General features: G+C 72.0%; 3 protein-coding genes. All 3 read left to right on the forward strand.

Annotated elements, in window-relative coordinates; genetic code table 11:
* Positions 1-112 precede the first annotated feature (112 nt).
* Positions 113-679, forward strand: a complete 567-nt coding sequence (locus HY68_RS40340; protein ID WP_241778726.1) for a DUF5947 family protein — start codon at positions 113-115, stop codon at positions 677-679.
* Positions 676-1,317 carry a DUF6084 family protein gene (locus tag HY68_RS03160; RefSeq protein WP_041984171.1) on the forward strand — a complete coding sequence of 214 codons (642 nt, stop codon included), beginning with the start codon at positions 676-678 and terminating at the stop codon, positions 1,315-1,317. Before HY68_RS40340 ends, HY68_RS03160 begins: the two co-directional genes overlap by 4 nt.
* A partial coding sequence (locus tag HY68_RS43430) for a hypothetical protein (RefSeq protein WP_198533200.1) occupies positions 1,314-2,349 on the forward strand: 1,036 nt, incomplete at its 3' end. The genes HY68_RS03160 and HY68_RS43430, both read left to right, overlap by 4 nt.

Genomic DNA, 2,349 nt, shown 5'->3' on the forward strand with positions numbered 1-2,349 from the left:
CCTCTCCCGCGCCGGTGGCGACATGATCGCCGGCTCCCGGCCGTCCCCGGTGGCCGCACTGCTGCGGGTCACCCGCAACCGCCCGCAGCCGGTGGCGGGCGAGCGCTGCGAGATGTGCGCCGAGCAGGTCGGCGCCGAGCACTCCCATGTGGTGAACCTCGACAGCCGGGCCCTGATGTGCAGTTGCCGGGCCTGCTACCTGCTCTTCAGCGACCCGGAAGCGCAGCTGCGCTACCGCGCGGTGCCCGAGCGGTATCTGCGCTTCGACGGGCTGCCCCTGGACGAACGGACCTGGGACGAGCTGCAGATCCCGGTCGGGCTCGCGTTCCTGTTCCGCAACTCGCTCCAGGAGCGCACGATCGCCTTCTACCCGGGACCCGCGGGCGCGACGGAGTCCGAACTGCCGCTGGACGCCTGGGACACCATCGTCCGGGCCAACCCGGAGCTGGCGGTGCTGCGCCCCGACGTGGAGGCCCTGCTGGTGCGCCGCTCGAAAGGACCGGACGGGTCCTCCTGCCATCTGGTGCCGATCGACGCCTGCTACGAACTGGTCGGCAGGCTGCGCACGTTGTGGCGCGGCTTCGACGGCGGCCGTGAGGCGCACGACGCGATGGACGCCTTCTTCGCGCAGGTCGCCGATCGCAGCCGGCCTGCGGTCCTGGACGGCGGTCGCGGATGAGCGGGATGGAGTTCTCCGTGCTCGACGTCGTCGCCGAGCCGTACACCGTCGCACCGCAGCTGACGGCGCGGCTGCGGATCGAGGACGGCGCCGGCGAGCGGATCCACGCGGTCGTGCTGCGCTGCCAGGTCCGTATCGAACCGCAGCGCCGGCACTACGACGCGGCCGAACGGGACGGGCTGCTCGGCCTGTTCGGCGAGCGTGAGCGCTGGTCCGACACGCTGCGGCCGTTCCTGTGGATGCAGTGCAACACCACGGTGCAGGGGTTCACCGGCGCCACCGAGATCGATCTGCCGCTGCCGTGCACGTACGACTTCGACGTGATCGGCTCGCGCTATCTGCACGCGCTGGGCGACGGCACCGTACCGCTCACCCTGCTCTTCTCCGGGACGGTGTTCACCAAGGGCAGCGCGGGGTTCGGGGTGCGGCAGGTGCCGTGGGACTGCGAGGCCCGCTACGACCTGCCGGTCGCCGTGTGGCGGCGGATGATCGCCTCGCACTTCCCGAACTCCGGCTGGATCAGGCTGGATCAGGACGTGCTGGACCAGATCGCCGACTTCCGCGCCCGGCGCGGCCTGATCAGCTGGGACGAGACCGTGCGGATGCTGCTGGCCGACGTCGGCGAGGTGGCCACATGACGGCGCCGGGCCTCGACCATGTACGTACGGTCGCCGACGCGGTGCTGTACGAGGGGTACTTGCTCTACCCGTACCGCGCCAGCTCGCACAAGAACCAGTCACGCTGGCAGTTCGGGGTGCTCGGCCCGCCGTCGGCGGCGCCCGCCAGCTTCGGCGAGGACCCGGGCATGGCGATGCAGTGCCTGCTGACGGCGCCCGGGGACGCACCCGAAGGCACGGCCGCCCGGGTCACCGTCCATTTGCGCTTCCTCCAGCTCCAGGTACGCGAGGTGCAGCGGCTGGAGGCGGACGGCAGCCACTCCCCCGTGGGTGAACTCACCGTGGCCGGTGTGTCGGTGCTCAGCTGGGACGAGGCGGTGGAGCAGGAAATCGCCCTCGGTACCGTGCCGTTGGACGGGCCGACGGATCGACTGCTCACCGTACCGGGCGGCGAGGAGATCGAAGCGCTCACCGACGAGCGGGGCGTACGGGTGGGCCGTATCGTGCGCCGCCGCGAGGAGCTGACCGCCCGGGTCCGTACGGAGACGGCCGCCGACGACGGGTTCGTCCGGCTGACGGTCTCGGTCGACAACGAGCACGCGGCGACCGCCGCCGACAAGGACGCGGCGATCCGCGCCTCGCTGATCGGCACGCATCTGCTGCTCCGGGCGGAGGGCGCGGAGTTCGTCTCCCTGCTGGAGCCGCCGGCGGCAGCCGAGGCGGCGGCCGGGCGCTGCCGGCAGCGGCGCTGCTGGCCGGTGCTGGCAGGGGCGAAGGGCAGCACCGACACCGTGCTCGGTGCGCCGATCATCCTGTACGACCATCCCGAGGTGGCCGAGCAGAGCGCGGGAGCCCTCTTCGACTCCACCGAGATCGACGAGATCCTGACGCTGCGGGTCATGACCATGACGGACGAGGAGAAGGCGGAGGCGCGGGCGACCGACCCGCGCGCCCGGGAGATCATCGACCGCTGTGACGGCATGTCACCGGCCGACCTCCAGCGGCTCCACGGCCTGCTCCGCGACCCGCACGCCGATCCGCGCGAGGCGCCCG

It is taken from the genome of Streptomyces sp. AcH 505 (assembly GCF_000818175.1).
Lineage (GTDB): Bacteria > Actinomycetota > Actinomycetes > Streptomycetales > Streptomycetaceae > Streptomyces.